Genomic DNA, 24029 nt, shown 5'->3' on the forward strand with positions numbered 1-24029 from the left:
CGCGAATATAGGGATGTATAGCGAAATGCTTGCCATCGACAAAACCATCGCCGCCGACCCCGTCGCGCCAGTCGATCCCGTCGCGCTGGAGAAGAGCATCTCTTCCGCGACCGAAGCGCTGCTCGGCTATCGGCAATCCGACGGGCACTGGGTGTTCGAGCTGGAAGCCGACAGCACGATCCCTTCCGAATATGTCCTGCTGCGCCACTATCTCGCCGAGCCCGTCGACAGCGAGCTCGAGGCCAAGATCGCCAACTATCTGCGCCGCACGCAAGGCAATCATGGCGGCTGGGCGCTGGTGCAGGACGGCCCGTTCGACATGAGCGCCAGCGTCAAATCCTATTTCGCGCTGAAGATGATCGGCGATTCCGTCGATGCGCCGCATATGGTGCGCGCGCGCGAAGCGATCCGCAGCCGCGGCGGCGCCGCGGGCAGCAACGTCTTCACGCGATTCCTGCTCGCTTTCTACGGCGTGCTGAGCTGGCGCGCGGTGCCGGTGCTGCCGATCGAGATCATGCTGCTGCCGATGTGGTCGCCGTTCCACCTCAACAAGATTTCCTACTGGGCGCGCACCACGATCGTCCCGCTGATGGTGCTGGCGGCGCTGAAGCCGGTGGCGAGGAATCCGAAGGGCGTCGGCATCGACGAACTGTTCCTGCAGGATCCCAAATCGGTCGGCATGAACAAGAAGGCGCCGCATCAGAGCTGGGGTTGGTACGCCCTGTTCAGCACGCTCGACAAGATCCTGCGCGTCGTCGAGCCGCTATTTCCGAAGAAGCTGCGCCAGCGCGCGATCGACGCCGCGCTCGCGTTCACCGAGGAGCGGCTGAACGGCGAAGACGGCATGGGCGCAATCTATCCGCCGATGGCCAACATCGTCATGATGTACGACGCGCTCGGCAAGGGACCGGACTTTCCGCCACGCGCGATCACCCGCAAGGGTATCGACAAGCTGCTCGTGATCGGCGAGCACGAGGCCTATTGCCAGCCCTGCGTCTCGCCGGTGTGGGACACCGCGCTGACCTGCCACGCGCTGGCGGAGGTCGGCGGTGAAGATACGCTCAAGAAGATGGAGCAGGGCCTCGACTGGCTGAAGCCGCGGCAGGTGCTCGACCTCAAGGGCGACTGGGCGGCGAAGGCGCCCGACGTGCGCCCCGGCGGCTGGGCGTTCCAGTACAACAACGCTCACTATCCAGACCTCGACGACACCGCCGTGGTGGTGATGGCGATGGACCGGACGCGCCGTCAGTCCGGCAGCAAGGAATATGATGAGGCAATTGCGCGCGGCCGCGAGTGGATCGAGGGACTGCAGAGCCGCGATGGCGGCTGGGCCGCCTTCGACGTCAACAATCTCGAATACTACCTGAACAACATCCCGTTCTCCGATCACGGCGCGCTGCTCGATCCGCCGACCGAGGACGTCACCGCGCGCTGCATCTCGATGCTGGCGCAGCTCGGCGAGACCGCCGAGACCAGCAAGTCTGTCGCGGACGGAATCGCCTATCTGCGCCGTACCCAGCTTGCGGAAGGCTCATGGTACGGCCGCTGGGGTCTCAATTACATCTACGGGACCTGGTCGGTGCTCTGTGCACTAAATGTCGCAGGTATCGACCACCTGGATCCGATGATGCGCAAAGCTGTGGACTGGCTGGTTTCGATCCAGAACAGCGATGGCGGCTGGGGCGAGGATGCCGTCAGCTACCGACTCGATTACAAGGGATACGAGAAGGCCCCATCGACTTCCTCGCAAACGGCATGGGCCTTGCTTGCATTGATGGCGGCCGGAGAGGTGGAGAACCCGGCTGTCGTGCGCGGCGTGGAGTACCTAAAAGCCACACAGACCGAGAAAGGGCTTTGGGACGAGGCGCGTTACACGGCTACAGGCTTTCCGCGGGTGTTTTACTTGCGGTATCATGGTTACTCGAAATTCTTTCCGCTCTGGGCGCTGGCGCGGTATCGGAATTTGAGAAGCACCAACAGCAGGGTGGTAGGGGTCGGGATGTGACTTGGGGGGCGGGGGCCGCCGCGATTGCGGACAATCAGGTTGATCGTGATTCGATCGATCCGCGGCCGGTTTTGATTGTTACAGGATTGGTGCAGGAAGCCCGCATCGCGGCCGGGCCCGGCATGATTGTCATCTGCAGCTCCAGCGATCCGCAGCAATTGCGCGCGCTGCTGGCAACGCTCGATTCTACCACTTTCAGGGGTGTCATTTCGTTCGGCGTGGCCGGCGGGCTGGACCCGTCGCTGAAGTCCGGCGACGTGGTGGTGGCGACCGAGGTTCTGGCCGGCGATACCCGTTTTCTGGCTGGTCTGGCGCTGAACGAGGAAATGATCGCGCGTGCGGCACTTCGTCGCCGGCGCGTCGTTCGCGGCGTTCTTTCAGGCGTGGAACAGGTGATCGCGGCGACGGCCTGCAAGGCCGCGCTGCATTCGGAGACGGGCGCGGCGGCGGTCGATATGGAGAGCCATATTGCCGCAGCCTATGCAGCCGAGGCCGGCTTGCCGTTCGCGGCGCTGCGCGTCATCTCCGATCCGGCCAGCCGTGCGCTTCCGGCGATCGCCAAGAACGCGATCAAGCCGAACGGCGATATCGACCTCGGCAAGGTGCTGCGCGGCGTGGCGCGCGATCCGAAGTCGCTCCGCGCACTGGTCTCCACGGGACTGGATTTCAATCGCGCGCTGCGCTCGCTTCGCGGCTGCAGGGGTTTTCTGCATGGCGAGAGCCCTGCCATGGCGGAGGCCTGATCCGCTCAGCGGCACCGGGCTTCGGGAATTCGAACGGCGTCAAACAAAAAGAAAGGGCCTCGGTTCGTTCAGGAACCGAGGCCCTCATCTTTTCGCTCATCCCGTTCAGGCGGCGGTCGAAGCCTTTTCCTGCTGCTTGGCAGCGGCGGCAGCCGCTTCGTCGCGGCGGATTTCCGAAAGCTTCTTCTGCACCTGTTCGGAGAAGATGTACTGCGCCGGGCGCTGCTTGGAGAGATCGATCTCGGGCGCCATCGGACCGGTGGTGCGGATGCCCTTGAGCGCCACCCACATGGCCTTGAGCGGGTTGTTGAGCGCCGCGGTGGCGGCAGTCGGCTCGTAGCCGCAATGCGCCATGCAATCGGCGCACTTTTCGTAGCGGCCGGTGCCGTAGGAATCCCAGTCCGTGGTCTCCATCAGCTCCTTGAAGGTCTTGGTGTAGCCTTCACCGAGCAGATAGCAGGGCTTCTGCCAGCCGAAGATGTTGCGCGCCGGCATGCCCCAAGGCGTGCATTCGTAGCTCTGGTTGCCGGCGAGGAAGTCGAGGAACAGGCCGGAATGCATGAAGTTCCACTTCTTGCCCTTGCCGAGCGCAAAGACGTCGCGGAACAGCTTCTTGGTCTTGGTGCGGTTGAGGAAGTGCTCCTGGTCAGGTGCGCGCTCATAAGCGTAGCCCGGCGACATCGAGACGCCGACACCGAGCTCGGTCGTGAGGTCGAGGAACTTGGCGATCTCTTCCGCCGGATGGCCATCGAAGATCGTGGCGTTGACGTTGACGGTGAAGCCGCGCGCTTTCGCGGCCTTGATCGCGGACACCGCGCGGTCGAACACGCCCTTCTGCGACACCGCCTTGTCGTGGTGGTCCTTCAGGCCGTCGAGATGCACCGAGAAGAACAGGTAGGGCGAGGGCTCGAACAGATCGAGCTTCTTTTCCAGAAGCAGCGCGTTGGTGCAGAGCGAGACGAACTTCTTGCGCTCGACCAGGCCGCGCACGATCTCGCCGATCTCCTTGTGGATCAGAGGTTCCCCGCCGGGGATCGCCACCATCGGCGCGCCGCATTCGTCGGCCGCGTCCCAGCATTCCTGCGCGGTCATGCGGCGGTTGAGGATCGCATCGGGATAATCGATCTTGCCGCAGCCGACACAGGCGAGGTTGCAGCGGAACAGCGGCTCCAGCATCAGCACGAGCGGATAACGCTTCCGGCCAAGCAGCTTCTGCTTCATCAGATAGCCGCCGATACGCATTTCCTTGAAGAACGGTATTGCCATTTCGGAGATTTCTTTCTGAACTTGCAGTCTGGGCTGGGGGCCCAGACTTGGAACTTTTGAAGTGGATCAGCCCGCAGTCAGTTCGGCTGGAAGCCGGAATTCGATGTTCTCCTCCCGGCCGGGAAGCACCGATACCTTGACGGGTCCGATACGCCTCAAAGCCTCGATCACGTCGTCTACCAAAACTTCGGGCGCCGATGCGCCCGCCGTAATGCCGACCGCTTTTGCATCCTTCAGCCAATCGGGATTCAACTCGCTCCCGTCGGCAATGAGATAACTCGCGACCCCGACCTCGGTGCCGATCTCGCGCAGCCTGTTTGAGTTGGAACTGTTGGCGGCCCCCACCACCAAGATGACGTCCACCAGCTTGCTCAGGTCCCTTACCGCAGATTGGCGGTTCTGTGTCGCATAGCAGATATCCCGGATGTCGGGGCCTTGAATATCTGTAAATTTGGCTTGAAGGGCCGCGATTATGTCCTTTGTGTCGTCCACGCTGAGGGTGGTCTGGGTGATATAGGCCACCGGGGCGTCGGTCGGCAGGGTCAGCGCCGCCACCTCGTCCACGTTCTGGACCAGCAGAACCGGGCCTGGAACCTGGCCCATGGTTCCCTCGACCTCGGGGTGGCCGGCATGCCCGATCAGGACCAGGGTCCGGCCCTTGGACATGTACCGTTTGCCCTGATTATGGACCTTGGTGACCAGCGGGCAGGTGGCATTGAGGACAGGCAGGCCGCGCGCGGCCGCCTCTTCCTCGACCGTCCGCGCGACGCCGTGGGCGCTGAAGACGGTTACCGCACGCGGCGGAACCTCCGACAGGTCCTCGACGAAGATCGCGCCCTTGGCCTTCAGGCTTTCGACCACGTACTTGTTGTGCACGATCTCATGCCGGACATAGACCGGCGGACCGTACTTTTCGAGCGCACGCTCAACGATTTCGATGGCACGCACGACGCCCGCACAAAATCCGCGGGGCTGCGCTAGATACACTTCCATGGGATGTCCATTATACAAGTTGCACCAAGGCACTGAATTCGCAAATTTACCCAAAAGCCTCCGTGCAGCCGGTCACACCGGATATCTGCAATATCCGCACCATGACCGGAACCGTAGGTTCATCCCCACCCAAGTAGATGGAAGCGCAGGACTATGTGTCAAAAATCGTGCACATAGAAAAGGGTGGATCGCGCAATGGTTACTAAATTACGGTAACTAAATACCAATAAAAGCATTTCGTGAACCGCGATTCCTCACCGGTTCGTCACTTTATCGCCCATCGGAAAGGGCTATACCGGCGCCTTGAACGCCTGTTCCGATCTATCTTGACGGCTTGGTTTGAACCCTCTGACGGGTAGCCAAAACAACATTAGATCGGCTGCCGGAACTCCGCTAGACAGCGGGCGTTTTCGCCCAGCTCCTCCTTGAGATTTAGAAAGAAACGAAGTGCTGACCAGTATTGTTGTCTCGATTGTCAGAACCTGTACGCGGTTTGCCACTCTCGTCGTTATTCTCTCGCTGCTTCTGGCAGTCGGGGCGAGCGTGTATGCCGCCCGGCATTTCGCCATCAACACCGACATCAACACGCTGATTTCGCCCGACCTCGACTGGCGCAAGCGCGACAATCAGTTCGAGCGCGCGTTCGACCGCGAAAAACTGATTCTTGCCGTGGTCGAGGCGCCGACGCCCGAACTCGCCAGTGCCGCGAGCAACGCGCTCTTCACAAAGCTTTCCGGCGACACCAAGCATTTCGAGTCGGTGCAGCCGCTGGGTTCCGGCGAGTTCTTCGAAAAGAACGGACTGTTGTTCCTCCCCGTGGAGGAAGTCGGCAAGGTCGCCGGCCAGCTCGAAGCCGCGGCCCCTCTGATCGAGATCATGGCCGGCGATCCCTCGATCCGCGGCCTGACCGGCGCGCTGGAAACGGGCCTTGCCGGCGTCAAGCGCGGGCAGGTCAAGCTCGACAATGCCGAACGTCCCTTCAACCTGATCAGCCAGACGGTTGAGGATATTCTCAACAAGAAACCGGCGACGTTCTCGTGGCGCGAACTCGTCAGCGACAAGCCGCTGACCGATGCCGATCGCCGCTCCTTCATCGAGTTCAAGCCGAAGCTCGACTACAGCGAGCTCGAACCCGGCAAGGATGCTACCGATGCGATCCGGCAGGCCGCCACCGATCTCAATTTTGCGGGCCAGTACAGCGCCCGCGTGCGACTGACCGGCCCGGTTCCGATTGCCAACGAGGAATATTCGACCGTGCAGGACGGCGCGATTCTCAACGGCGTCGTCACCGTCCTCATCGTGCTCGTGATCCTCTGGATGGCGCTGCACTCGGGCAAGATCATCCTGGCGGTGTTCGTGAACTTGTTCATCGGACTAGCGGTCACTACCGCCGTCGGCCTGATGATGGTGGGATCGCTGAACCTGTTGTCGATCGCCTTTGCCGTGCTGTTCGTCGGCCTCGGCGTCGATTTCGGCATTCAATTCAGCGTCCGCTACCGTTCGGAGCGTTTCAAGAATGACGACATAGCGCTGGCGCTGGAGAGCGCCGCCAGGCGTTCGGCGGTCCCGCTGTCGCTCGCCGCGATGGCGACCGCAGCCGGCTTCCTGTGTTTCCTGCCGACCGACTACAAGGGCATTTCCGAGCTCGGCAAGATTGCCGGCGCCGGCATGCTGATCGCATTCCTCACCAGCATCACGGCTCTGCCGGCCATGCTGAAGCTGCTGCACCCGCCCGGCGAAAGCGAGCCGGTCGGTTACGCGTTTCTGGCGCCGGTGGACGAATTCCTCGAACGGCACCGCGTCATCATCGTCGCCGGCACGCTACTTCTGGTCGTGGCCGGCTTGCCGCTGCTCTATTTCATGAAGTTCGACTTCAACCCGATCAACCTGCGCAATCCGCACGCTGAATCGATCGCGACCTTCCTTGACCTGCGCAAGGATCCCAACACCGGCGCGAACGCCGTCAACGTGCTGACCAACTCGGAAGCGGATGCGAAGAAAATCGCGGCGCGGCTGGAAAAGCTGCCGGAAGTTCTTCGCGTGATGTCGATCGACAGTTTCGTGCCCGAGGATCAGCCGGCAAAACTGCAACTGATCGCGAAGGCGGCGAGGGTGGTGGGCCCTGCGCTCAATCCCGATTCGGTCGATGCGGCGCCAACGGATGAAGAGAATGTGGAAGCGCTGAAGAGTTCGGCCGATGCCTTGCGCAGGACCGCCGGCGACGGCAACGGCCCGGGCGCCGTTGCTTCGCGCAGATTGGCGGATGCGCTGTCGAAGCTTTCCGGCAGCGATCAGGCGACGCGCGACAAGGCGCAGAACGTCTTCGTCGCGCCGCTCAAGATCGTGTTCGACCAGCTCCGCAACACGATGCAGGCCGGGCCGGTGACGTTGAAGACGCTGCCGCCGGAATTGCTCAATAGCTGGAAGTCCAAGGACGGCCTGATCCGCGTCGAGGCGCTTCCGAAGGGCGACCCCAACGACAACGACAATCTGCGCCGCTTTGCCGATGCGGTTCTGGCCGCGGAGCCGAACGCGATCGGCGGGCCGGTGTCGATCCTCAAGTCCGGCGACACCATCGTGAAGGCATTCATTCACGCCGGCATCTGGGCGTTGCTGGTGATCAGCCTGTTGCTCTGGCTGGCGTTGAGACGGGTCACCGACGTGCTGATGACGATGGTGCCGCTGCTGGTGGCAGGCGCGGTGACGCTGGAACTCTGCGTGTTGATCGAGCTGCCGCTGAACTTCGCCAACATCGTCGCGATGCCGCTGCTGCTCGGCGTCGGCGTCGCCTTCAAGATCTATTACGTCACTGCGTGGCGCGAGGGCAGGACCAACCTGCTGCAGTCCAGCCTGACGCGCGCGATCTTCTTCTCGGCGCTGACGACCGCGACTGCGTTCGGAAGCCTGTGGCTATCCAGTCATCCCGGCACCGCCAGCATGGGTAAATTGCTGGCGCTGTCGTTCGTCATCACGCTGGCCGCGGTGCTGTTGTTCCAGCCGGCGCTAATGGGCAAACCGCGCGATGTCGGGGAGTAGGCAGATATCGCCGATGTCGGCGGACTGTGCGGCCGCCTGCTTCTGACCGGGTGCGGCCTTCGGAGCAGGATTCGCAGGCGCCGGGTTGGCCGTGCCTGTGGTCTTTGGCGCCGCGGGCGCAGGAGCCGCAGTCGACGGTGCGCCCGATGCAGCACTCTTGGGCGCTGTGCCGGGTGTACCCTTCGGCGCGCCCTTGGCCATGCTGTTGGCAGGGCTCGATGGAATCGGCGGCCCGACGCGGGTCCAGGTTTCACCGCCGCACAGGAAGCCGAGCACGCAGCCTTGAATCTCGAGCTGGTCGGCGCCGACAGGCTTGATCGTCGAGCTGTAGAGCTGTCCGTCCTTGGCGTTGTAGACTTGGCCTTCCCAGGCATCGACGCGGGGCTTCTTCTTCATGTCGATCAGGATCGGCATGCCAAGCGTCGGCCGGCTCTGCTTTGCGGCGTCCGGATTGTTCTTGTCCTTGCCGCCCGGCACCTTTTCCCAGGCAACCACGCCCCACATGTTGCCGCTACATTGGGCGACGCGGATGTTGGCCACGCCATCGGCCACTTTCCAGTCACCGGTGGGGTCGGCGGCGCGCGCCGCATTAACACCTGTGGCTAAAATGATTCCCGAACAAACTATTGTACGCGCGATAGTTCTTGGGCCGTGCAACATGGTTCAAACCTATGTTTAAGTAGATGATCCAAAGCGGGGGTCAAAACGCCGCATTGGGCGTTTTCAGTTGACGAAACAGCCATCAACCGACGTATGTAGCCGATGCCAGATTCATATCTAGACGTTCCCGAGCTGTTTGTTGAGCGGCAAGCGCAGCGCAGTTCCATGCATGCGCGTCATCTCAACGAGCAACTCGTCCGGGTGCTGAAGACCATCGGCTACGATGTGGGCTTTCAGAAGGGTCAAGGTCAATACCTGTTCGATCGTGACGGGGCCCGCTATCTCGATCTACTCAGCGGATTTGGCGTTTTTGCGATTGGCCGGAATCATCCGGCATTGCGTCACGCGCTGAAAGGCGTGCTCGATGCCGATTTTCCCAATCTGGTGCAACTCGACGTCTCCACGCTCGCCGGCGTGCTCGCGGAACGCCTGCTGGAACATGTGCCATATCTGGACAAGGTGTTCTTTGCCAATTCCGGCGCCGAAACTGCCGAGGCTGCGATCAAGTTCGCGCGCGGCGCCACCGGCCGCCCCGGCATCGTGTCCTGTTCCCACTCCTACCACGGATTGACCTACGGCGCGCTGTCGCTGATGGACGATGCGAACTTCCGCAGCGGATTCGAGCCGCTGTTGCCGGGGTGCACGCAGATTCCGTTCAACGACCTTGAGGCACTGGAGCGGGCGTTGTCCTCGCGCCAGGTCGCAGCTTTCATCGTCGAGCCGATCCAGGGCAAGGGCGTCAACATGCCCTCGGATGAATATCTGCCGGGCGCTGCCGCACTGTGCAAGAAATACGGTTCGATATTCATCGCCGACGAAATCCAGACCGGAATCGGCCGCACCGGAAAATTCCTCGCGGTCGAGCACTGGAATGTCGAGCCGGACATGGTGCTGCTCTCGAAGGCGCTGTCGGGCGGCCACGTGCCGGTCGGTGCGCTGCTCACGCGCAAGTCGATCTTCGACAAGATCTTCAGCCAGATGGACCGAGCTGTTGTGCACGGCTCGACGTTTTCGAAGAACGATATGGCGATGGCCGCCGGGATCGCGATGCTTGATGTGATCAAGCAGGAAAAGCTGGTCGAACAGGCCGCCAAGCGCGGCGCCGAGCTCCGCCTTGCACTGACGCGCATGGTGCCGGGCTATGAACTGCTGAAGGAAGTGCGCGGCAAGGGATTGATGATCGGCATCGAGTTCGGCCCGCCGAAATCGCTGAAGCTGAAGGCTTCCTGGAATCTGCTGGAGACCGCCAACAAGGGCCTGTTCTGCCAGCTCATCACCGTGCCGCTGTTCAAGGATCACAAGATCCTGACGCAGGTCTCCGGCCACGGCAGCCACACCATCAAGCTGCTGCCGCCGCTCGTGATATCAGAAGAAGATTGTGCCTGGATCGAGAAGTCGTTCGACGACGTCATCGCCGCCAGCCACAAGGTGCCCGGCGCGATCTGGTCGCTCGGCAAGACGCTGGTCGACAACGCGGTCAGGAAGTCGGCGTAGTCACGCGACAGTAAGACGCAACGGAAAGTTGATTGCGTCGTTGAACCGTCAATCTCCGCGCCTATCTCCGACGGAACGGCAATCGCCGTGTCGACAGGGAGAGAAGCATGACTACCATCACCGGCGGCTGCCATTGTGGCGCCATCCGTTACGAGATCGCGGGCGAACTCATCGTTCATGCGCTGTGTCACTGCACCGACTGCAGGCGTCACGCCGGCGCGCCGGTCGTCGGCTGGACCATGTATCCGGAGGGCGCGCTCAAGGTGACGAAGGGAGCACCGAAGCTTTACGAGTCCTCCGAACACGGCCGGCGGCAATTCTGCGCCGACTGCGGCACGGGTCTGTTCTACACCAACGCGAACATCCTGCCCGGCATCGTCGACATTCAGAGCGGGACGTATGACGATCCCAACGCCGCCCCGGCGATGATCCACATCCAGACCGCCGAGCGGCTGCACTGGATGGAGAGCGCGCACGAACTGCCGACCTTCGAGCGTTATCCCCCGCAGACGTAGCATGCAGATTTCGTTGCGGCGGATTGGCGCATCGCCAATCCGCCGTACAGCGCTGCGCAAAAGCGAAAGCGTTGCGTCGATCGTTTCATTTGTAGGCGAATATTCTGCGCATTTGACAGCACGTGGCAGCAGGTCCGCCTTCACGCCATCGGGATTTCCGCGCACGGCTTTTCACATCGCGGTGAGAGCCCTCGCGCAGCCCTCCGCTTTTGCGCTGCGACACCCAATTGGGTGGGGTGACTTCAAAACAAGAGGATCCCACCGATGACCAAGTCGATCCCAACCCTCGCCGCCGCGTTTCTGATGACCGCGATCGCAACGCCCGTGTTCGCGCAAGCCGCGATCCAGGAGCCCGGCGCCTACGCCTTCTATCATCCCAACGCCGACGTGCTCGGCGGCCGCCCGGCGTATAGGTCGTTCGATCAATCGAATGCCTATTACAATTCCAATGCCTATTACGGCGAGGGGGTAATCGCGCCCGAGCCGCGCGTGCGGCAAAGGTCGACGAGGCACTATCGCCGGGCGCAGTAGCGTCGAGATAGCGTGAATGAACTAACGGGCGCGCATTCGCGGCCCGTTGGCTCCGTGCGAGCTAGTTCACTGTTCGGTCGTCGTGAGAAATGAAATCAGGCCTGGCGAAGCCATTCTGACCACGTTGCAATAGTGTCTTCATGTCTGCCAAAATATTCGCTTATGGGCGTAGCTGCGGATTTCTATAATCCGTAACTGACGCGGAGCAGGGGGCGGATGCCAGCTATAACGTATTGCGACGACTCGATGATGGCCTATCAGTCTAACCGGAAGACATATCAATCCGGCGAGCGTGTTGTCTTCGACGATGGATACCGCCTTGCGCACCTTCCTCTCGTGAATTCGGAACACCCCGCGGTGGTCAGCCAGGTTGAGGGGCGTGACTATCGAAACGGCATCTACGAGAAGGCGCGCTATGCGCTCGTGATACCGGTTGCCGCGGAGGTCTTCCTGCAATCCGAGCCGGCTCAGGCGCTCGAGCGGGCCATGAAGTCGGCGCGCTTCGCGCCGAAGATTGCGTGGGAGCTTGGAGAACGGCGCCGGTCAAGGCTGCACGCGACGCTTGCGAGCGGCATTTCGGAAGCAGATCTTGATCGCTGCGCGGCGTCGGCGCAGGAGGTGCTGGACAAGACCGGCCCGATATCGATTTGTCTCAAAGGTCCGTTTCTCGGCAACAGGAATGCCGGGCGCATCTATTTTCCGGTCTACCCGCAGCAAATTGAGGGCGAAGACGCTTTTGCGCTGGTACAGAAGAGCGTTGGCGTGGCCCCCACGAAGCTCTACCTCGTAGGGTACTATCATATGCGCACCGAATTCGATGCGTTGGAGACCGCAGAACTTGCCGAGCTGATCGATCAGTGGCGCGATCAGGTTGTCGTCCAAACAACCATTTCCCTTCTTGAATTGTACGCCACCAACGACGACCTGGCGCTTTCGGCGCGTATTCACGCGAGAATTTCGGCGAGGGAGTAGCGGTAACCGCACAAGATCCCACTTTGCCTCGTAATCGTGCGGCGCGGCTCGATCTCGCCGCTCTACTGCCCATCCTCCAAAATCATCGTCGCACCTTTTTCCGCGATCATCGCCGTCGGCGTATTGGTATTGCCCGACGTGATCGTCGGCATCACCGACGCATCGACCACGCGCAAGCCGCCGATGCCGTAGAACCGCAGCCGCTCGTCGACGACAGCCATCGGGTCGTTGGCGGTGCCCATCTTCGCAGTCCCCACGGGGTGGAAGATCGTGGTGCCGATATCGCCGGCGGCCTTGGCCAGGGACGCGTCGTCATCGCCGACGCTGGGGCCGGGCAGATATTCCTGCGGCCGATAGCGTTCGAGCCGTTTCTGCTTCATCAGCCGCCGCGTAGTGCGGATGGCATCGGCCGCCACCTGGCGGTCGTCGTCGGTCGAGAGATAGTTCGGCGCGATCGATGGCGCTTCGTCCGGCGTTGCCGATTTGATGCGCACCGTGCCGCGCGATGTCGGCTGCAGGTTGCAGGCGCTCACGGTGATGGCGGGGAAGCGGTGCAGGGGATCGCCGAACTTGTCGAGCGACAGCGGCTGCACGTGAAACTGGATGTTGGCGCGCGCGCGATGGGGATCGGAGCGGGTGAAAATGCCGAGCTGCGACGGCGCCATGGTCAGCGGGCCGCGGCGGCGGAAGGCGTAATCGAGCCCCATCATGCCGCGCCGGACCAGATTGTAATAGGTCTCGTTCAGCGTGCGCACGCCCTCGACCTTGTAGATCGCGCGCTGCTGCAGATGGTCCTGCAGGTTACGGCCGACGCCCGGTTTGTCGAGCGTCACGTCGATGCCGAGCGGCGACAGCCAGTCGGCGGGGCCGATGCCGGTTCGATGCAGCACCTGCGTCGAGCCGATCGCTCCCGCGCACAACACCACTTCGCCCCTGGTGCGGGCTTCGATCACCTCATTGCCTTGCATGAAGCGCACGCCAACCGCGCGGCCATTCTCGACGATCAGCCGGTCGACCAGCACATGCTTTTCCAGCCGCAGATTGCTGCGGTTCAGCACCGGCTTGAGGAAGCCACGCGCCGACGACCAGCGCCGGCCGCGCTTCTGGTTGACGTGGAAATAGCTGACGCCCTCATTGTCGCCGGTGTTGAAATCGGCAATGCGCCTGATGCCCATTTCCTCGGCGGCCTCACCGACCGCGTCGAGAACGTCCCAGGACAGCCGCGGCGCCTCGATGCGCCAGCCGCCGCCGGCGCCGTGATGCTCGCTTTCCCCGAGGAAATGGTCCTCCAGCCGCCTGAACAGCGGCAGTACGTCGTCATAGCCCCAGCCGGTCAGGCCGAGTTGCCGCCAGTGATCGTAATCGGCGGATTGCCCGCGCATCGAGATCATGGCGTTGATGGCGGAGCAGCCGCCGATCACCTTGCCTCTGGGGTAGGCGAGCGAGCGGCCGTTGAGCCCGGGCTCCGCCTCGGTCTTGAACATCCAGTCCGAACGGGGATTGCCGATCGCGAAGAGATAGCCGACCGGGATCTGAAACCAGATCCAGTTGTCGTTGCCGCCCGCTTCCAGGATCAGCACGCGGTTTTTCGGATCGGCCGACAGCCGGTTGGCCATGATGCAGCCGGCAGTCCCAGCGCCCACCACAATGTAATCGAAATCGCCTTCGAACTGCTTCGGCATCTTGGTTTCCGCCCACTTGCGATCCGTCATGCCCGGGCAAAAGCGCGAAGCGCCTTCGCGCCAGATGTCCCGGGCATCCACGTCTTTTCACCTATTAGTCAGACGTGGATGGCCGGGACAAGCCCGGCCATGACGGCGAGGCCGGATGTGTCGGCGAGGGTGCATTGGTTGGACCGCCGCTTGCATGCTACAGGACACGTTCAACCCGGAAAGCCAGTTATCCCATGCCCATCGTCAACCGCGTCGCCGAGTTTCAACCCGAGATCCAGGCCTGGCGCCGGGATATTCATGAACATCCGGAACTGCTCTACGACGTGCACCGCACCGCGGCATTGGTGGCGGACCGGTTGCGGGAGTTCGGCTGCGACGAGGTCGTTACCGGTATCGGCCGCACCGGTGTCGTCGGCGTGATCAAGGGCGGCAAGCCCGCCGGCAATGGCGACGTGAAGGTCATCGGGCTGCGGGCGGATATGGACGCGCTGCCGATCGAGGAGGCGACCAATCTGCCTTACGCTTCCAAAACGAAGGGCCTGATGCACGCCTGCGGCCATGACGGCCACACCGCCATGCTTTTGGGGGCGGCGCGCTATCTCGCCGAGACCCGCAATTTCGCCGGCGATGCGGTCGTGATCTTCCAGCCGGCCGAAGAGGGCGGCGCGGGCGCGGCTGCGATGATCAAGGACGGGCTGATGGACCGCTTCGGTATCGAGCAGGTCTACGGAATGCATAATGGTCCGGGCATTCCGGTCGGAGCGTTCGCGCTTCGGCCCGGTCCGATCATGGCCGGCGGCGATGCCGTCGCCATCAAGATCGAGGGGCGCGGTGGGCATGCTGCGCAGCCGCACAAAAGCATCGATTCCGTGCTTGTCGGCGCGCAGTTGATCACGGCGCTGCAGTCGATCGTGTCGCGCAGCGTCGATCCGCTGGAATCGGCTGTGATTTCGATGTGCGAGTTTCACGCGGGCAACGCCCGCAACGTGATCCCGCACACCGCGGAGCTGGCGGGCACCGTCCGTACCCTGAACGGCGACGTACGAAAGATGGTGGAAAGGCGGGTCCGCGAGGTCGTCGCCGGCGTGGCGCAGATCACCGGCGCCAGGATCGATCTGACCTACGATCGCGGCTATCCGGTAACGGTCAACCATGTCAGGCAGACGGATATCGCGACGCGGGCGGCCCGGGAGATCGCCGGCGAAGCCAATGTGCAGGAGATGCCGCCACTGATGGCTGGCGAGGATTTCGCCTTCATGCTGGAGCAGCGGCCGGGTGCGCTGATTTTCTGCGGCAACGGCGAAAGCGCAGGGCTCCATCACCCCGCCTACAATTTCAACGACGAGGCGCTCGTGTTCGGCACCTCCTACTGGATCAGGCTGGTCGAGAACACGCTGGCCGCGTGAGGCGCTTTTCCCGCCCTGCTTCCGCCGGGGATGGCGGCTCTGCGGCAGAGTGTTGGGTGGACCGCACCTTGCATGCTACAAAAGCCTTACGCGTTCCAAACTGAGGTTCGAGAAATCCCATGCCTATCGTCAACCGCGTCGCCGATCTGCAACCCGATATTCAGGCCTGGCGCCGTGATATCCATGAAAATCCCGAATTGCTCTACGACGTTCACCGCACTGCAGCATTCGTGGCGGACCGCCTGCGCGAATTCGGCTGCGATCAGGTGGCGACCGGCCTCGGCCGCACCGGCGTCGTCGGGGTCATCAAGGGCAAGCAGCCCGGCAAGGGCGAGATCAACGTAATCGGGCTCCGCGCCGACATGGACGCGCTGCCGATCGAGGAGGCAACCAATCTTCCCCATGCCTCCAAGACGCCGGGCAAGATGCACGCCTGCGGCCATGACGGCCACACCGCGATGCTTCTGGGTGCAGCCCGCTATCTCGCCGAGACCCGGAATTTCGCCGGCGACGCGGTCGTGATCTTCCAGCCGGCCGAGGAGGGCGGGGCGGGCGCCGCCGCGATGATCGAGGACGGGCTGATGGACCGGTTCGGCATCGAGCAGGTCTATGGCATGCATAACGGACCCGGGATTCCGATCGGTTCCTTCGCCATCCGGCCCGGCCCGGTGATGGCGGCAACCGACTCGATCGACATCAAGATCGAGGGCCTCGGCGGCCATGCCGCGCGCCCGAACAAATGTATCGACTCCGTCCTGGTCGGCTCGCAGCTCATTACCGCGCTGCAGTCGATTGTCTCGCGGACCATCGATCCCCTGGAGTCGGCGGTGATCTCGATCTGCGAGTTCCATGCCGGCAACGCGCGCAACGTCATTCCGCACACCGCCGAACTCCGCGGCACCGTGCGGACGCTGACGGCGGAAGTGCGCGAGACGGTCGAGAAGCGCGTCCGTGAGGTGTGCGAGGGCGTGGCCAAAATGACCGGCGCCAGGATCGACCTGGTTTATGAGCGCGGCTATCCCGTCACCAATAATCACGCCGATCAGACCGAGTTCGCGACGCAGGTGGCCAAGGAAGTGGCCGGCGCCCAGAACGTCCACGACATGCCGCCGCTGATGGGCGCGGAAGATTTTTCTTACATGCTGGAAGCGCGCCCCGGCGCGTTCATCTTCTGCGGCAACGGCGACAGCGCAGGGCTCCATCACCCCGCCTATGATTTCAACGACGAGGCGATCGTGTACGGGACGTCGTACTGGATCAAGCTGGTCGAGAACAAGCTCGCGGCGGCATAGAGGTTCTTCAACCTGAACCGCATGTGAAGCGCAACGTCACATCAAGGAAGGCCCGTATCTCCAGTGCGGGCCTTCTTTATTTTCCGTTGAACCGGAATTGCAGCCGAAACGGCGGCGTCGGCGATCAGCGACACGCCGCCGGATTGTTCGGGTTCGGGATGCTGCCCGACTGACGGACCGGTCTGCGGTCCGGCGCTCAATAGCGTTCCGGTACATACATTTCGGGTGGAATCGGACCGCGGCTATATTCCGGATGGCGAACCCGCGGCGGCAGTACCACCGGCTCGCGCTTGATTTCCTGGTAGGGAATTTGTTCGAGCAGATGCGCGATGCAGTTCAGCCGTGCCTTCTTCTTGTCGTCGGCCTCGACGAGGTACCAGGGAGCCTCCGGAATGTGGGTACGCTCCAGCATCGCTTCCTTGGCCTTGGTATATTGCTCCCAGCGGCTGCGTGATTCCACATCCATCGGGCTGAGCTTCCACTGCTTGAGCGGATCGTGGATCCGCATCATGAAGCGCAAATGCTGCTGTTCGTCGGTGATGGAAAACCAGTACTTGATGAGGGTGATTCCGGAGCGCACGAGCATACGTTCGAATTCCGGCACCGACCGGAAGAATTCTTCGACTTCGTCTTCGGTGCAGAAGCCCATCACGCGCTCGACACCGGCGCGGTTGTACCAGCTGCGGTCGAACAGCACGATCTCGCCGGCGGCCGGCAAGTGCGAAACGTAACGCTGGAAATACCATTGCGTGCGCTCACGCTCGTTCGGCGCCGGAAGCGCCGCGACGCGGCAGACCCGCGGATTGAGTCTCTGGGTGATGCGCTTGATGACGCCGCCCTTGCCGGCGGAATCGCGCCCCTCGAAAATCACCACCACTTTGAGGTGGTGCTGCTGCACCCAGGACTGCAGTTTTACCAGCTCACCCTGCAGGCGAAACAATTCCTTGAAGTAGACGCGCCGATCGATGGTCTCTTCGGCCGTATGGTCGGCAAATTCATTGGTCAGTGCATCGAGACGATCGTCGTCGATTTCAAGTTCCAGTTCCTCATCGAAACTATCCAGCATTTCCGCCTGAATGGGATCGTGGATGGTGCCATTCGGGGGTCTTTTGGTCATGGCGGGCTCCAGCTGCAGAGCTGTTGGGTTCGCGTGGTGTGTGAATGTCGATGGCCTGCCGTATCATCGGTCAGGGCACCTAGCTGAAAGCAGAAGGCCGGAATTTGGTTCCGGCCTTCCGCGCCTCTACCGCACTGCCGATACTCAGAACAAGTTCGCGAACAGTACGTAGAGACTTGCCGACAGGCAGATCGCAGCCGGCAGCGTCAGCACCCATGCCATCAGGAGATTGCGCACGGTTGCCATCTGCAGGCCCGAACCGTTGGCCGCCATCGTGCCGGCGACGCCGGATGACAGCACGTGGGTGGTGGAAACCGGCAGGCCGAACACGTCGGCGACACCGATCGTGGAGGCGGCGACCAGTTCGGCGGAGGCGCCCTGCGCGTAGGTCAGATGCGACTTGCCGATTTTCTCACCGACGGTGACGACGATGCGCTTCCAGCCGATCATGGTGCCGAGGCCGAGCGCGATTGCGACCGCGATCTTGACCCAGAGCGGGATGAACTTGGTGGCTGAGTCGAGCGAGGCCTTGTAGGCCTTGAGGGTGTCGACCTCTTCCTTTTGCAGGTCGTTTTCCTTGTCCTTCATCAGGAAGCGGATCGCCTCCGACGTCAGGTACATGTCGTTGCGTGTGTTGCCGACGGCTTCGGCCGGCACCTTGTTCAGGGAGCCGTATTTCTGCACCTGCTCGCCGACGTCCTTCACCAGCACGGCCAGCGAGGGGTAGGTGCCTTCGCTAATCTTGCGGGCGGAGACGTATTGCGTCACCGCGGGCCGGGGATCGCCGATGATGCTGTGGCCGGCGCCCTTGGCGGCGATCACCTTCGAAGCGGCGTCCGAGGTCTTCTGGAACTGCGCCACCTGGGATTCCGGCAGCGCGCGGTTCAACGCGTAGGCGGTCGGTACTGTACCGATCAGGATCAGCATGATCAGGCCCATGCCCTTCTGACCGTCATTGGAGCCATGGGCGAAGCTGACACCCGTGCAGGTCGCGATCAGGACGCTGCGGATCCACAGCGGCGGCGGCTTGTTGCCTTCGGGGGCGGCATACAGCGCCGGATTGCGGACGACGAACTTCAACACCAGCAGCAGGATCGCGGCCATGCAGAAGCCGAACAGCGGCGAGAGCAGCAGCGCGTAGCCGATCTCGGTCGCCTTGGTCCAGTCGACGCCCGACGTGCCGTCGCGGCCGTGCATCAGCGCGTTGGCGATGCCGACGCCGATGATCGAGCCGATCAGCGTGTGCGAAGAGGACGCCGGAAGACCGAAATACCAGGTGCCGAGGTTCCAGACGATGGCGGCAATCAGCAGCGCGAACACCATTGCGAAACCGGCGTTGCTTCCGACCTGGAGGATCAATTCCACCGGCAGCAGCGAAACGATGCCGAAGGCGACCGCGCCGGACGAGAGCAGCACGCCGAGGAAATTGAAGAACCCCGACCACATCACGGCGAATTCCGCCGGCAGCGAATGGGTGTAGATCACGGTCGCGACCGCGTTGGCGGTATCGTGGAAACCGTTGACGAACTCGAAGCCGAGCGCGATCAAAAGCGCCACGAGCAAGAGGATATAGGGCAGCCAGGCCGTGACCCGCATACCGGTCGCGTCGATGTCGACGTAGATGCTGTAGGCGACGTACAGCAGCCCGGCGGCAAGGATGCCGAAGAACAGGATCAGGGTCAGCGGATTGAACCCCTTGTCGAGGTTCGGCCGCGAAGCCGGCTGGACAGGCGTTGCATCGCCCATCGTTGAATTGAGAGCCATATCGGTCATTCTGACGCCCCGTCGAAATAGGCTGAGAGGCGGGCATCTTTGACCGAGGCCCTTGAAGGTTAGATGACAGGGGGGCCGGCAGCGTCGCTGAAGTTTGATCGCACATCAAGGAAAGCCCGTATCTCCAGTGCGGGTCTTCATTATTTTCCTTTGAACCGATTTATGATGCGCGGATCCAACAAGGCGCTCCTGAATTGCTTATCGGTTCAGCGGTTTGGCCGATGGTCTGCACGAGAAAATCTCGTCGTCCCTGTCGGCGGACGTTCATTTCATCCGTCCTTGGAACGAAAGCGGCCGTGCGCACGCTGGCCATTTGGAGGAAGGAGCCCCGATGAAGGTCACACAGCATCTCTGGTTCGAGAAGGACATGGAGGCCGCGATCGGCTTCTACACCTCGCACATCCGCGGTTCGTCGGTGCAGTGGGTTTCGGCCCTGCCGGCCGAGAGCCCGAGCGGTCCCGCGGGCAGCGTCAAGATTGCAGCCTTCACCCTGGGCGACCAGCGCTACATGGCGATCGAGGCGGGTCCGCTCGATCCGTTCAACCACAGCTTCTCGATCATGGTTGAATGCGACACGCAGGCTGAGATCGACCGCTTGTGGGACGCCTTGAAAGAGGGCGGCAGGATCGAGCAGTGCGGCTGGCTGCAGGACCGCTGGGGCCTGTCCTGGCAGATAGCGCCCAGACGGCTCGGCGAATTGATGAACGATCCCGACCCGGCAAAAGCCAAGCGGGTGGCGGAAGCCATGCTGAAGATGGTCAAGTTCGATATCGCAGAACTGGAGGCCGCGGCGAGGGGCTAGGACGCCTCGCTACGCGAGGGGTGTTTAGTCGATGGAACCCCCGAGGGCCGTCCGTACGGCGGCGGTGGCGCCGCGAGAAAAAAGAGGGTCGAGCGCTGCACGGCGCCGGGGCTGGAGGAGGACCGCGCAGCGCGTCGACCATGCAGGAGCATCATGGCGTGAACCAAAACGTCCCACATTCCCTTGAGAATGCGATTGTGTCGCCCATCAATTAATGGTTGCAGGCGGGATTGTCAATTTTTCCCGTTATTTTTCACCAGATATTGCGGCTGCCGGCTTGGCGGAATTCAGGCCGCATGTGCTGATTTTCGCAGCACGCCGGCGGCAATTTTGAGATCCTGAACGAAGCGGCGGTATTCGCTCGCCCTGGCTTCGGCGTCCGGCAACCGCAGCAGATAGGACGGATGCACCGTCACCAAAACCCTGGTGCCGTCGTCGAGATCGATCGGGTGGCCGCGGTTCTTGTTGATCGGCGTGATCTTGCCCAACACGCTTTGCGCCGCGGTGGCGCCCATCGCCACCACCAGCTCGGGTTTGATCGCGGCCAGCTCGCGTTCGTACCATTGCCGGCATGCCCTGATCTCCGGCGTGTTCGGCTTCTGGTGCAGACGGATTTTTCCCCGCGGCACGAACTTGAAGTGCTTCACCGCATTGGTGACATAGACCTTGCTGCGGTCGATGCCGGCTTCGTCCAGCGCGCGGTCGAGCATTTGGCCGGCGGGCCCGACGAACGGCTTGCCGGCGAGATCTTCCTTGTCGCCGGGCTGCTCGCCGACCAGCATGATCCGCGCTGTCTGCGCCCCTTCGCCGAACACCGTCTGGGTGGCGTTCTTGTAGAGGGGGCAGGCGCGGCAATTGGCGGCTTCCTCGCGCAGCGTCTCGATATCGTCGGCATGTTTGTGGGGCATGTCGTCGGCCTTGTCGCTTGCCTTGGATGGCTCCAGCCGCTTCTGCGGCTTGTGCGGTTCGCTCGCCGCATTGGCGATCATCGCGCTGGCGGTGCGTCCGGCGCCTTCGATCAGGGGTTTAATCAAGGAAGCCTCCGGCAGGTTCCTCCAGTATTTTCGGGGCATCTCCTTCTGCATCGCCTGCACTTTCAGCCGGGCGGGATTGAAGATGCTGGCGTAGTAACTGCGCCAGGTTCCCTCCAGCCTGTCAGCGGTCGGGGCTTCGCTTTTGGCGACGCCCGGCGTGATCGAGATGGCATGGCCGTCCCAATGCGCGCAGACGTCGGGGGTGAGGATCGACCAGGGCATGTCGGCGAAGCGGCGCGCAAAGAATGGTGCGGCCAGTTCGACGATGTGGTGCTCCGGCTCGAACCAGGCGACGAAGTGCGATTTCTGCTCGCGGCCAATTTCGCGGAAGCGAACAAAGGCGTGCATCTTGTGCTCGTCGCGGCGCACGGCTCTTGCCATCGTTGTGACGTCAGCCACATCGGAATCGGTCGCGATCGCGAGCAGATCGTGATTGCCGCGCAGCCGCCACAGCAGCCGGTAGAGCAGGGCGAACCGCTCGGGGTTGTGATGGAGGATCGCGATCTCGGCCAGTTCGACGAATTTGGCCGGTACGCTGAAGGTGCCTTGTGGCGGTTCGAGCGGCGGCGCGATCGGCTCGAACAGCTCAGGCGAAGCGCCGGCAACGCGCCAGCTCACTTCGGACGGTGTCACATCATTCAGCGCCAGCGCGCGTGCTGCTTTGCGCCAGCCGTCGAAATCGGTTTCGCTATCGAGGGTGATGAAATGCATTTCTCTCTCCTCCCGTCATTGCGAGCGAAGCGAAGCAATCCATGTCTCGGCACGAGGAAAGATGGATTGCTTCGTCGCTTCGCTCCTCGCAATGACGCTGGTGGTCAAAACCCAAATCCCAGTTGCGTTGCCTTCGGCTTGAATCGCTCCTTCAGCCCTGCGCCGTCGATCAGATGTGGCGAGGGGCTGAAATCGCTGAGCACGATGAACGGCAGCGCCTTCTTCTGCGGGATATGCAGCCGCGCCAGATCGGCCAGACGGATCGAGGTCAGGCGGCGCGTGGCGATGATGCGATCGACCGCCCTGGTGCCGAAGCCCGGCACCCGCAACAGCTCGTCGCGGCTGGCGGTGGCGACGTCGAGCGGGAAGCGGTCGCGGTGGCGCAGCGCCCAGGCGAGTTTCGGATCGATGTCGAGCGGCAGCATGCCCTTGGCCTCGTCGACGATCTCGCCGGCATCGAAGCCGTAAAACCGCATCAGCCAGTCGGCCTGATAGAGCCGGTGCTCGCGAACGAGCGGCGGTGCGACAAGTGGCAGCGCGCGGCTCGCATCCGGGATCGGGCTGAAGGCCGAATAATAGACGCGCTTGAGGCGGTAGGAGCCGTAGAGATTGGCGCTGGTATCGAGAATGGTTTTGTCGTCGGCCGCATCGGCGCCGATGATCATCTGCGTGCTTTGCCCGGCCGGCGCGAAGCGCGGCGGTTTTGCCTTGGTCGCGGCCTTGTCGCTTTCCCTGGCCTCGTCGAGCTTTAGGCGCAGCCGGCCCATGGTGCGACGGATCGCGCGCACGTTCTTTTCCGGCGCGAATTTCGCAAGACTGTTTTCGAGCGGCATTTCGATGTTGATGGAGAGACGGTCGGCATATTTTCCGGCCTCCGCGATCAGTGCGTCGTCCGCTTCGGGAATGGTCTTGAGATGGATGTAACCACGAAAATGATGCTCCTCGCGCAGCTTTCGCGCGACGCTTACCACCTGCTCCATGGTGTAGTCGGCGCTGCGGATGATGCCAGAGGAGAGAAACAAGCCCTCGATGTAATTGCGCCGGTAGAAGTCGATTGTCAGTTTCACCACTTCGTCGACCGTGAAGCGGGCGCGCGGCACGTTGGAGGAGGTGCGGTTGACGCAATAGAGGCAATCGTAGTTGCAGGCGTTGGTGAGCAGCACCTTCAACAGCGAGATGCAGCGTCCGTCCGGTGCGTAGGAATGGCAGATCCCCATGCCCGGCGCGGTCGAGCCGAGGCCCTTGCCGTCGCTGGAATCCCGCTTCTCCGTGCCGGAGGAGGCACAGGAAGCATCGTATTTCGCAGCGTCCGCCAGGATTTCCAGTTTACGTTGCACATCCATCGTTAAATCCCTTTGATTCCGCTCATGAATCTCTCAGGTGTCGATCCCGATTGACTCCGCTGGGCCTGTTAGCTTTATATTAGAACATATCGTGAACAAATGAGCCAGCCGCGGGTTCACTCGGGAAGAAGCGGTAAGGCCCAATTTCCGAAGGAGCGGCGCATGAGCACCGCACGCACCAGCACGGTTGCAAGTTTGCGCGGCAGCATCGAGCGCCTGGAGGCGCATGGCGATGCGCATGACCTCGCCAGGATTTCGCTTGGCCACAAGGCCGCGGACGCAACGTTATGCGGCGGGCTGGCGGTATCGGCGGTGCATGAAGTGTTCGCCGAGGGGCACCAGAGCGCAACGGCCACCGGCTTCATCGCGGGGCTGGCGGGACGGATATCGCCACGCCGGCCGCTGGTCTGGGTGCGGCAGGATTTTTCGGAAATTGAATCCGGCGCGCTGTCGATGAGCGGGCTCTGCGAATTGGGTCTCGACCCGCGGCTGCTCGTCACCGTGCGCGCCACCGACACCGATGCCGCGCTACGGACCGCCGCCGATGCGCTGGCCTGCGACGCGCTCGGCGCTGTGGTGCTGGAAGTCTGGGGGCAGGCGCGCCAGCTCGATCTCGTCGCCAGCCGAAAACTCACTTTGGCCGCGGCAGCCTCCGGCGTCACC

Annotated in this window: 18 protein-coding genes and 1 pseudogene; 11 read left to right on the forward strand and 8 right to left on the reverse strand. The window is 62.5% G+C overall.

The genetic code is table 11. The features are described from left to right. Nucleotides 1–25 precede the first annotated feature (25 nt). Entirely contained in the window at nt 26–2005 is a 1980-nt protein-coding gene (gene shc / locus CQ12_RS27275; RefSeq protein WP_057838446.1) for a squalene--hopene cyclase, read from the forward strand. Beyond that, nucleotides 2002–2748: a phosphorylase gene (locus CQ12_RS27280; RefSeq protein WP_283807421.1), complete on the forward strand. Its 747-nt coding sequence runs from the start codon at nt 2002–2004 to the stop codon at nt 2746–2748. The genes shc and CQ12_RS27280 overlap by 4 nt, the downstream gene beginning before the upstream one ends. Nucleotides 2749–2853: 105 nt before the next feature. Here CQ12_RS27280 and hpnH read toward each other — a convergent pair whose 3' ends face one another. Further along, on the reverse strand, nt 2854–4014 hold the full coding sequence (gene hpnH, locus CQ12_RS27285) for an adenosyl-hopene transferase HpnH (protein ID WP_057838383.1): 1161 nt from the start codon (nt 4012–4014) through the stop codon (nt 2854–2856). A gap of 66 nt (nt 4015–4080) precedes the next feature. Continuing rightward, nucleotides 4081–5007, reverse strand: coding sequence for a 4-hydroxy-3-methylbut-2-enyl diphosphate reductase (gene ispH, locus CQ12_RS27290; RefSeq protein WP_057838384.1), 927 nt, complete (start codon nt 5005–5007; stop codon nt 4081–4083). Nucleotides 5008–5454: 447 nt separating this feature from the next. On the opposite strand from ispH, the gene hpnN reads away from it, so the two are divergent. Further along, nucleotides 5455–8043, forward strand: coding sequence for a hopanoid transporter HpnN (hpnN, locus tag CQ12_RS27295; RefSeq protein ID WP_057838385.1), 2589 nt, complete (start codon nt 5455–5457; stop codon nt 8041–8043). On the opposite strand, the gene CQ12_RS27300 is transcribed toward hpnN, so the two are convergent. Continuing rightward, nucleotides 8011–8703, reverse strand: coding sequence for a DUF2147 domain-containing protein (locus CQ12_RS27300; RefSeq protein ID WP_057838386.1), 693 nt, complete (start codon nt 8701–8703; stop codon nt 8011–8013). The two genes, hpnN and CQ12_RS27300, sit on opposite strands and share 33 nt — an antisense overlap. A gap of 102 nt (nt 8704–8805) precedes the next feature. Here CQ12_RS27300 and hpnO point away from each other — a divergent pair, with 102 nt between their 5' ends. The 4 genes from hpnO to CQ12_RS27320 all read left to right on the forward strand — a co-directional run bounded on the left by hpnO (nt 8806) and on the right by CQ12_RS27320 (nt 12215). Further along, nucleotides 8806–10197: an aminobacteriohopanetriol synthase HpnO gene (gene hpnO, locus CQ12_RS27305; RefSeq protein ID WP_057838387.1), complete on the forward strand. Its 1392-nt coding sequence runs from the start codon at nt 8806–8808 to the stop codon at nt 10195–10197. 107 nt (nt 10198–10304) lie between these two features. Continuing rightward, nucleotides 10305–10712 carry a GFA family protein gene (locus CQ12_RS27310; RefSeq protein WP_057838388.1) on the forward strand — a complete coding sequence of 136 codons (408 nt, stop codon included), beginning with the start codon at nt 10305–10307 and terminating at the stop codon, nt 10710–10712. Nucleotides 10713–10976: 264 nt separating this feature from the next. Beyond that, a complete protein-coding gene (locus CQ12_RS27315) occupies nt 10977–11243 on the forward strand; it encodes a hypothetical protein (protein WP_057838389.1) in 267 nt (88 codons plus the stop codon). A gap of 246 nt (nt 11244–11489) precedes the next feature. Next, nucleotides 11490–12215: a hypothetical protein gene (locus CQ12_RS27320; protein WP_057838390.1), complete on the forward strand. Its 726-nt coding sequence runs from the start codon at nt 11490–11492 to the stop codon at nt 12213–12215. 62 nt (nt 12216–12277) lie between these two features. On the opposite strand, the gene CQ12_RS27325 is transcribed toward CQ12_RS27320, so the two are convergent. Next, nucleotides 12278–13897: a GMC family oxidoreductase gene (locus tag CQ12_RS27325; RefSeq protein ID WP_057838448.1), complete on the reverse strand. Its 1620-nt coding sequence runs from the start codon at nt 13895–13897 to the stop codon at nt 12278–12280. Between the two features lie 224 nt (nt 13898–14121). On the opposite strand from CQ12_RS27325, the gene CQ12_RS27330 reads away from it, so the two are divergent. Continuing rightward, entirely contained in the window at nt 14122–15294 is a 1173-nt protein-coding gene (locus CQ12_RS27330; RefSeq protein ID WP_057838391.1) for a M20 aminoacylase family protein, read from the forward strand. Between the two features lie 119 nt (nt 15295–15413). Then, on the forward strand, nt 15414–16586 hold the full coding sequence (locus tag CQ12_RS27335) for a M20 aminoacylase family protein (RefSeq protein ID WP_057838392.1): 1173 nt from the start codon (nt 15414–15416) through the stop codon (nt 16584–16586). A 196-nt stretch (nt 16587–16782) separates the two neighbouring features. On the opposite strand, the gene ppk2 is transcribed toward CQ12_RS27335, so the two are convergent. Next, a complete protein-coding gene (gene ppk2 / locus CQ12_RS27340; protein WP_057838393.1) occupies nt 16783–17703 on the reverse strand; it encodes a polyphosphate kinase 2 in 921 nt (306 codons plus the stop codon). Between the two features lie 144 nt (nt 17704–17847). Next, complete coding sequence (locus tag CQ12_RS27345) at nt 17848–19476, reverse strand: inorganic phosphate transporter (RefSeq protein ID WP_057838394.1); 1629 nt, start codon at nt 19474–19476, stop codon at nt 17848–17850. A 331-nt stretch (nt 19477–19807) separates the two neighbouring features. Here CQ12_RS27345 and CQ12_RS27350 point away from each other — a divergent pair, with 331 nt between their 5' ends. After that, nucleotides 19808–20278: a VOC family protein gene (locus CQ12_RS27350; protein WP_057838449.1), complete on the forward strand. Its 471-nt coding sequence runs from the start codon at nt 19808–19810 to the stop codon at nt 20276–20278. 287 nt (nt 20279–20565) lie between these two features. Here CQ12_RS27350 and CQ12_RS27355 read toward each other — a convergent pair whose 3' ends face one another. Both CQ12_RS27355 and CQ12_RS27360 read right to left on the reverse strand, forming a co-directional pair. Next, nucleotides 20566–22023, reverse strand: a complete 1458-nt coding sequence (locus CQ12_RS27355) for a UdgX family uracil-DNA binding protein (RefSeq protein WP_057838395.1) — start codon at nt 22021–22023, stop codon at nt 20566–20568. 104 nt (nt 22024–22127) lie between these two features. After that, the gene (locus tag CQ12_RS27360) at nt 22128–23366 is read right to left on the reverse strand and encodes a putative DNA modification/repair radical SAM protein (RefSeq protein WP_057838396.1); all 1239 of its coding nucleotides are present in this window, start codon (nt 23364–23366) and stop codon (nt 22128–22130) included. 162 nt (nt 23367–23528) lie between these two features. Here CQ12_RS27360 and CQ12_RS46760 point away from each other — a divergent pair. Next, nucleotides 23529–24029 (forward strand): annotated as a pseudogene (locus CQ12_RS46760) (DNA repair protein); the annotation flags it as partial.

Origin of the sequence: Bradyrhizobium jicamae (assembly GCF_001440395.1) — a bacterium.
Taxonomy (GTDB): Bacteria; Pseudomonadota; Alphaproteobacteria; order Rhizobiales; family Xanthobacteraceae; genus Bradyrhizobium; species Bradyrhizobium jicamae.

Coding starts and splice junctions, on each gene's coding strand:
- shc (WP_057838446.1), top strand. CDS start 26: ATGCTTGCCATCGACAAAACCATCGCCGCCGACCCCGTCGCGCCAGTC.
- hpnH (WP_057838383.1), bottom strand. CDS start 4,014: ATGGCAATACCGTTCTTCAAGGAAATGCGTATCGGCGGCTATCTGATG.
- ispH (WP_057838384.1), bottom strand. CDS start 5,007: ATGGAAGTGTATCTAGCGCAGCCCCGCGGATTTTGTGCGGGCGTCGTG.
- CQ12_RS27300 (WP_057838386.1), bottom strand. CDS start 8,703: ATGTTGCACGGCCCAAGAACTATCGCGCGTACAATAGTTTGTTCGGGA.
- hpnO (WP_057838387.1), top strand. CDS start 8,806: ATGCCAGATTCATATCTAGACGTTCCCGAGCTGTTTGTTGAGCGGCAA.
- CQ12_RS27310 (WP_057838388.1), top strand. CDS start 10,305: ATGACTACCATCACCGGCGGCTGCCATTGTGGCGCCATCCGTTACGAG.
- CQ12_RS27315 (WP_057838389.1), top strand. CDS start 10,977: ATGACCAAGTCGATCCCAACCCTCGCCGCCGCGTTTCTGATGACCGCG.
- CQ12_RS27320 (WP_057838390.1), top strand. CDS start 11,490: ATGATGGCCTATCAGTCTAACCGGAAGACATATCAATCCGGCGAGCGT.
- CQ12_RS27325 (WP_057838448.1), bottom strand. CDS start 13,897: ATGCCGAAGCAGTTCGAAGGCGATTTCGATTACATTGTGGTGGGCGCT.
- CQ12_RS27330 (WP_057838391.1), top strand. CDS start 14,122: ATGCCCATCGTCAACCGCGTCGCCGAGTTTCAACCCGAGATCCAGGCC.
- CQ12_RS27335 (WP_057838392.1), top strand. CDS start 15,414: ATGCCTATCGTCAACCGCGTCGCCGATCTGCAACCCGATATTCAGGCC.
- ppk2 (WP_057838393.1), bottom strand. CDS start 17,703: ATGACCAAAAGACCCCCGAATGGCACCATCCACGATCCCATTCAGGCG.
- CQ12_RS27345 (WP_057838394.1), bottom strand. CDS start 19,476: ATGACCGATATGGCTCTCAATTCAACGATGGGCGATGCAACGCCTGTC.
- CQ12_RS27350 (WP_057838449.1), top strand. CDS start 19,808: ATGAAGGTCACACAGCATCTCTGGTTCGAGAAGGACATGGAGGCCGCG.
- CQ12_RS27355 (WP_057838395.1), bottom strand. CDS start 22,023: ATGCATTTCATCACCCTCGATAGCGAAACCGATTTCGACGGCTGGCGC.
- CQ12_RS27360 (WP_057838396.1), bottom strand. CDS start 23,366: ATGGATGTGCAACGTAAACTGGAAATCCTGGCGGACGCTGCGAAATAC.